This is a genomic window from Streptomyces sp. ISL-10 (assembly GCF_018614575.1).
Lineage (GTDB): Bacteria > Actinomycetota > Actinomycetes > Streptomycetales > Streptomycetaceae > Streptomyces.
Map to the genome: position 1 here is coordinate 785,343 of NZ_JAGGOJ010000011.1, position 6,576 is coordinate 791,918.

Here is a 6,576-nt window from a genome sequence, read left to right on the forward strand (position 1 = left end):
TAGGTTTTCCCTGGGTGCTGTGCCCACAGGCGCACAAACCGCCCACACGCACCCGAAGACCTCGACGATTGCATGGGGAGACAACGCGCTCATGAGCGATGTACTGGAGCTGGTGGACGTATCCGTGGTCCGCGACGGACGCGCTCTGGTGGACGACGTCTCCTGGTCGGTCAAGGAGGGCGAGCGCTGGGTCATCCTCGGTCCGAACGGCGCCGGCAAGACCACCCTGCTCAACATCGCGTCCAGCTACCTCTTCCCGACCACCGGCCGGGCCGACATCCTCGGCGAGCGCCTCGGCGGCGTCGACGTCTTCGATCTCCGCCCCCGCATCGGCATGGCCGGCATCGCCATGGCGGAGAAGCTCCCCAAGCGCCAGACGGTCCTCCAGACCGTGCTCACCGCCGCGTACGGCATGACCGCCACCTGGCACGAGGACTACGACGAGGTCGACGAGCAGCGCGCCCGCGCCTTCCTCGACCGCCTCGGCATGACCGAGTACCTCGACCGCAAGTTCGGCACCCTCTCCGAGGGCGAGCGCAAGCGCACCCTGATCGCCCGCGCCATGATGACCGACCCGGAGCTGCTTCTCCTCGACGAGCCCGCAGCCGGTCTCGACCTCGGTGGCCGCGAGGACCTGGTGCGCCGTCTCGGGCGGCTCGCCCGCGACCCGTACGCACCGTCGATGATCATGGTGACCCACCATGTCGAGGAGATCGCGCCCGGCTTCACCCACGTCCTGATGATCCGCCAGGGCAAGGTGCTCGCCGCGGGCCCGATGGAGACCGAACTGACCTCCCGCAACCTCTCCCTCTGCTTCGGCCTCCCGCTCATCGTCGAGCGCAACGGCGAGCGCTGGACCGCGCAGGGTCTCCCGCTCGGCTGAACTCCCCAGGAAACGGGGGCGTATCTGACATCGCCCCCTGTCCCGACCGCGACCGGCGGACCTACCATGACCACGTGGACATCGACGCATGGGTGTGGTGGCTGATCGGCGCGGTCGGACTGGGCATTCCGCTCGTGCTGACCGCGATGCCCGAATTCGGAATGTTCTCCGCCGGAGCCGTGGCCGCGGCCGTCGTGGCGGCGGTCGGCGGCGGATCGGTGGCTCAAGTGCTCGTCTTCGCCGCGGTGTCCGTCGCGCTCATCGCCGTCGTACGCCCGATCGCGGCTCGTCACCGAGCCCAGCAGGGGCCCCGCTTCGCCAGCGGCGTCGACGCGCTGAAAGGCCGTCAGGCGGTCGTCGTCGAACGGGTCGACGGCAACGGCGGCCGCATCAAGCTGGCCGGCGAGGTCTGGTCCGCCCGCGCCCTCGACGCGTCCATGTCCTACGAGCAGGGCCAGCAGGTCGATGTGGTCGAGATCGACGGAGCCACCGCCGTGGTGATGTGAGCGCCGCCACGGCACCCCACCCGAGACGACCGGACGGAAGCGAGCGAACCGGCCGAACGGACCGAACTGCCCACAGCACAGCCCCTGTTCTGGGAAACTGATCATCACGACCGTCGGAACAGCCGTCAGATCCGCCGTCAGACCGTCGTCAGCTCAACCCGCAGAATCATCCGGCAGCGAAGGGCACAGGAAACGCGATGCAACCGATCATCATCGTCCTGATCATTCTGGTGGTGCTGGTCTTCATCGCCCTGATCAAGACGATCCAGGTCATCCCGCAGGCCAGCGCCGCCATCGTGGAGCGGTTCGGACGCTATACCCGCACTCTCAACGCGGGCCTCAACATCGTCGTCCCCTTCATCGACTCCATCCGCAACCGCATCGACCTCCGCGAGCAGGTCGTCCCCTTTCCGCCCCAGCCGGTGATCACCCAGGACAACCTGGTCGTCAACATCGACACGGTCATCTACTACCAGGTGACCGACGCCCGCGCCGCGACATACGAAGTCGCCAGCTACATCCAGGCGATCGAGCAGCTCACCGTCACCACCCTGAGGAACATCATCGGCGGCATGGACCTGGAGCGGACCCTGACCTCCCGCGAGGAGATCAACGCCGCGCTCCGCGGAGTCCTCGACGAGGCCACCGGCAAGTGGGGCATCCGCGTCAACCGTGTCGAGCTCAAGGCGATCGAGCCGCCCACCTCCATCCAGGACTCGATGGAGAAGCAGATGCGCGCCGACCGCGACAAGCGGGCCGCCATCCTCACCGCCGAAGGTATCCGCCAGTCGCAGATCCTCACCGCCGAAGGCGAGAAGCAGTCCGCGATCCTCCGCGCCGAGGGCGAGGCCAAGGCGGCTGCCCTCCGCGCCGAGGGCGAGGCCCAGGCCATTCGTACGGTGTTCGAGTCCATCCATGCGGGCGACGCCGACCAGAAGCTCCTCGCCTACCAGTACCTCCAGATGCTCCCGAAGATCGCCGAGGGCGACGCCAACAAGCTCTGGATCGTGCCCAGCGAGATCGGCGACGCGCTCAAGGGACTCTCCGGAGCCATGGGCAACTTCAACCCGATGGCCGGCATGGGCGGCGGATCGGGCAAGGCGGACAACGGCAGCGGAACCGAGCGCCGCGAACAGCCCCCCATCGACTGAAGCCGAGACTTCTTCATGCATGATCGGTGAGGCCCCTCGACCTTGATGGCGGGGAGGCGTCTCACCGACCGTGGAGGAGATGGCGTTGTCCATCTGGGAGTCACTGGCAATCTTCGCCGCCGGAATGGGCGCCGGCACCATCAACACCATCGTGGGCTCGGGGACCCTGATCACCTTCCCCGTACTGCTCGCCACCGGGCTGCCGCCGGTCACCGCCACGGTCTCCAACGCCCTCGGCCTGATCCCCGGCTCCATCAGCGGCGCCATAGGCTACCGGGAGGAACTGAAGGGCCAGCGCCCCCTTGTGATGCGCCTCGGCGTCGCCGCCGCCATCGGCGGTCTCGGCGGAGCCGTCCTGCTGCTGATGCTGCCCTCCACCGCCTTCGAGACGATCGTGCCCGTCCTCGTCGGGCTGGCCCTGGTGCTCGTCGTGCTCCAGCCCCGCATCTCCACGGCCGTCCAGCGCCGCCGCGCACGCAACGGCACCGACACCAAGACCGACGGCGGCCCCGTCCTCTTCGGCGGAATGCTGCTCGCCAGCGTCTACGGCGGCTACTTCACCGCGGCCCAGGGGATCATCTACCTCTCCCTCATGGGCATGCTGCTCGACGACACCATCCAGCGCCTCAACGCCGTCAAGAACGTCCTCGCGGCCGTCGTGAACAGCATCGCCGCGCTGTTCTTCCTCTTCGTCGCCGACTTCGACTGGACCGCAGTGCTCCTCATCGCCGTCGGCTCGGCGATCGGCGGCCAGTTCGGAGCCAAGATCGGCCGCAGACTGCACCCCACCGCCCTGCGCGCGTTCATCGTGGTCGTCGGCAGCTTCGCCATCGTGCAGCTGCTCCTGCGCTGAGACGAGCAAGAGCCCGCCCCGATCCGTACGGGGACGGGCTCCCTCACGACACACCACGGCCGCATGGCCCGGGACCACGCCCGACACGCGCTACGGCGCCACCGACCGGACGCCCGCGGACTACGCGGCCGTGTCCGCCGCCAGCCAGTCCGGCAGAGCCGCCCGCTCGCCCGACCTCAGACCGAGCAGCATCGCCTCCGCCGGCGACGGCACGAAGGGCTCGTGCAGCAGCGGCATACCCGCCTGCTCCGGCGTACGGTCCGCCTTGCGGTGATTGTCCTCGGCGCACGAAGCCACCGTGTTCAGCCAGGAGTCCGCGCCACCGTGCGACTTCGGCACCACGTGGTCCACGGTCGTCGCCCTCCTGCCGCAGTACGCACAACGGTGCTGGTCCCTGACCAGCACACCCCGCCGCGACCACGGCGCCTGTCTTCGGAACGGCACCCGTACATATCTGCACAACCTGATGACCCGGGGCACCGGAAGATCGACGGCTGCCGCGCGCACACGGAGACCGGGGTGGGCCTGCTCGACGACCGCCTTGTCCTGGAGCACCAGCACCACCGCACGGTTGAGCGTCACCGTCGACAGCGGCTCGAAGCTCGCATTCAGCACCAGCGTGTCCCGCATCTCGCCCACCTCCCGTTCGCCGGCCCAGCCTTTTCGGCGGGCATCGGACTCGGATCAACTCTGGCCGGGCGCGCCGAGATGGACAACGCAATATCTGTGCCTGCCGGGAGGACGAACCCCCGGCCCCCGGCAACAAAACTGCCCTGCCCTGATCTCTCCAAGACCAGGGCAGGGCAAACGAAAAACGAACAATCAGCTCTCGGCGGGACCTTCGTACTCAGCGATCAGCTGCGCACGGGCGATCGTGTGGAAGCGCAGGTTGAAGCCCACCACCGCCGGCGAGACATCCGCGCCCGGCCCCAGCTTCTCGCTGTCCACCGCATACACCGTGAACACATACCGGTGCCTCTCACCGGCCGGGGGAGCAGCGCCGCCGAAGTCCTTCGACCCGTAGTCGTTACGGACCTGGACCGCTCCCTCGGGAAGCCCCTCGAACTTCCCGGTGCCCGCCCCCGCGGGAAGCTCGGTCACCGACGCCGGGATGTCGAAGAGGACCCAGTGCCAAAAGCCGCTGCCCGTCGGAGCGTCCGGGTCGAAACACGTCACGGCGAAGCTCTTGGCCTCCGCCGGGAAGCCCTCCCAGCGCAGATGCGGAGACGTGTTGCCCGCCGCATAGACCTGAGCGTCCTTCAGCACCGCCCCCGGCTCGATGTCGTCACTCACCACCGTGAACGACGGCACCGGCGGATGGAAGTCGTGGGGAAGAGGCGCCCGCTTCAGCTCGGTCACGTCAAAACCTCCGATTCGGCTGTCCTGCGTCTGTGCCCCGAGCCTAGAGCCAGTTGCGACGGCCACCGACGTCGGCGAGCCACTGGTTGAGGTACGCCGCCCAGTCGGTCGCCGCGAAGTCGTGGTGGCCGACCTTGAACGCCTTGTACGAGTCACTGCTCTCGCTGAACAGGCCCGGCTTCTTGTCCATCTCCAGGACGACGTCCATCTCGTGCTCGTCCGCGACAAAGGTCAGCTCGACCTGGTTCAGCCCGCGGTACTGCTGCGGCGGGAAGAACTCGATCTCCTGGTAGAACGGCAGCCGCTGTCGCGTGCCCCGTATGTGCCCGCGCTCCATGTCCGCGCTCTTGAAGCGGAAGCCCAGCTGGATGAACGCGTCGAGAATCGCCTGCTGCGACGGCAGCGGGTGCACATTGATCGGGTCGAGGTCGCCCGAGTCCACGGCACGCGCGATCTCCAGCTCCGTCGTCACACCGATGTTCATCCCGCGCAGCTGCTGCCCGGCGATCGCCGTGACCGGCGTCTCCCACGGGATCTCGAGACCGAACGGCACCACGTGCACCGCGCCGGCCTTGACCTCGAAGGCGCCACCGAGCCGCTGCTTGGTGAACTCGATGTCCTGCCTGACCTCCTGGTCGCCGCCCTCGACCTCGACGCGCGCCTGGAGACCGACGGACAGCCCCTCGATCTGCTGGTCGACCGAGCCGCCCTGGATCCGCACCTCGCCCTGGACGACACCACCCGGAACGACGTTCTCCTCGGTGAGCACCGTCTCGACGGACGCACCACCGGCGCCGAGGCTTGCGAGCAGCTTCTTGAAGCCCATGTCCACTCCTTCTAGGTCCTGACCCCTACATACGCCCGACGACCGTAGTCGGTTCCCCGGTACGCTCGAAGCAATGATCGAGAGCTCCGACCGTACGCCGCTGCCCCGTGCCTTCTTCGACCGCCCGGTCCTGGAAGTGGCACCCGAACTGCTCGGCCACACGCTGGTCCGCATGACGGAAGACGGCCCGATAGAGCTACGCCTCACCGAGGTGGAGGCATACGCGGGCGAATCCGACCCCGGCTCCCACGCCTTCCGCGGTCGGACCGCGCGCAACGAGGTGATGTTCGGCCCGCCCGGCCATGCGTACGTCTACTTCACCTACGGCATGTGGCACTGCCTCAATGTGGTGTGCGGCCCGGAGGGCAAGGCGAGCGGAATCCTGCTGAGGGCCGGGGAGATCCAGTTGGGGGCCGAGCTCACCCGCAGACGTCGTGTCTCGGCCCGTCATGACAAGGAACTGGCCAAAGGCCCCGCGCGGCTGGCCACGGCTCTCGATGTCGACCGCGCGCTCAACGGCGCAGACCTCTGCAACGGCCCGGCTTCCCCTCTGACGCTCCTCCAGGGCAACCCGCCCCCGCCTGACCAGGTCCTCAATGGACCGCGGACGGGAGTCAGCGGTGAAGGTGCGTACCACCCGTGGCGGTTCTGGATCGAGGGCGACCCGACCGTGAGCCCGTACCGGGCCCACGCGCCGCGCCGACGGCGACTTGACTCGGACCGACGCGACGCCTAACGTAGCCCGAGCCGCTTGAACGGGTACTGCTTTTCAGCAGCTCCGGAGCGGCCATCCACTACTGACGACAACCCCGACCGGGTGGGATTTCGGCATGCCGAAATTCAAATCCGATCGACTCAAGTCGCCTCGATTATGAGGCACCGGGGAAATCGGCTAAAGTAGTGACCACGCCGAAAGGGAAACGCGAAAGCGGAGACCTGAAAGCGATCCCGCCGACCGGGAATCTGACACGAAAGCGTCTGATAGAGTCGGAAACGCA

The 6,576-nt window shown here is 67.8% G+C and carries 8 protein-coding genes; 5 read left to right on the top strand and 3 right to left on the bottom strand.

Annotation, left to right across the window (positions count from 1 at the left end):
- Positions 1-91: 91 nt before the first annotated feature.
- The 4 genes from J7E88_RS16195 (at position 92) to J7E88_RS16210 (ending at position 3,393) form a co-directional block, all read left to right on the top strand.
- Complete coding sequence (locus J7E88_RS16195; protein ID WP_215181457.1) at positions 92-883, top strand: ABC transporter ATP-binding protein; 792 nt, start codon at positions 92-94, stop codon at positions 881-883.
- A gap of 74 nt (positions 884-957) precedes the next feature.
- Positions 958-1,389: an NfeD family protein gene (locus J7E88_RS16200; RefSeq protein ID WP_215181459.1), complete on the top strand. Its 432-nt coding sequence runs from the start codon at positions 958-960 to the stop codon at positions 1,387-1,389.
- Positions 1,390-1,586: 197 nt separating this feature from the next.
- On the top strand, positions 1,587-2,540 hold the full coding sequence (locus J7E88_RS16205) for an SPFH domain-containing protein (RefSeq protein WP_215181461.1): 954 nt from the start codon (positions 1,587-1,589) through the stop codon (positions 2,538-2,540).
- An 85-nt stretch (positions 2,541-2,625) separates the two neighbouring features.
- On the top strand, positions 2,626-3,393 hold the full coding sequence (locus J7E88_RS16210; RefSeq protein WP_215181591.1) for a sulfite exporter TauE/SafE family protein: 768 nt from the start codon (positions 2,626-2,628) through the stop codon (positions 3,391-3,393).
- Between the two features lie 120 nt (positions 3,394-3,513).
- Here the strand turns inward: J7E88_RS16210 and J7E88_RS16215 are convergent, their stop codons facing one another.
- From J7E88_RS16215 to J7E88_RS16225, 3 genes are all read right to left on the bottom strand, one after another.
- Positions 3,514-4,023: an HNH endonuclease gene (locus tag J7E88_RS16215; RefSeq protein ID WP_215181463.1), complete on the bottom strand. Its 510-nt coding sequence runs from the start codon at positions 4,021-4,023 to the stop codon at positions 3,514-3,516.
- A gap of 192 nt (positions 4,024-4,215) precedes the next feature.
- A complete protein-coding gene (locus J7E88_RS16220; RefSeq protein ID WP_215181465.1) occupies positions 4,216-4,752 on the bottom strand; it encodes a YbhB/YbcL family Raf kinase inhibitor-like protein in 537 nt (178 codons plus the stop codon).
- Between the two features lie 43 nt (positions 4,753-4,795).
- Entirely contained in the window at positions 4,796-5,578 is a 783-nt protein-coding gene (locus J7E88_RS16225) for a sporulation protein (protein ID WP_215181467.1), read from the bottom strand.
- 73 nt (positions 5,579-5,651) lie between these two features.
- On the opposite strand from J7E88_RS16225, the gene J7E88_RS16230 reads away from it, so the two are divergent.
- Entirely contained in the window at positions 5,652-6,314 is a 663-nt protein-coding gene (locus tag J7E88_RS16230) for a DNA-3-methyladenine glycosylase (RefSeq protein WP_215181469.1), read from the top strand.
- The last annotated feature ends 262 nt before the right edge of the window (positions 6,315-6,576 follow it).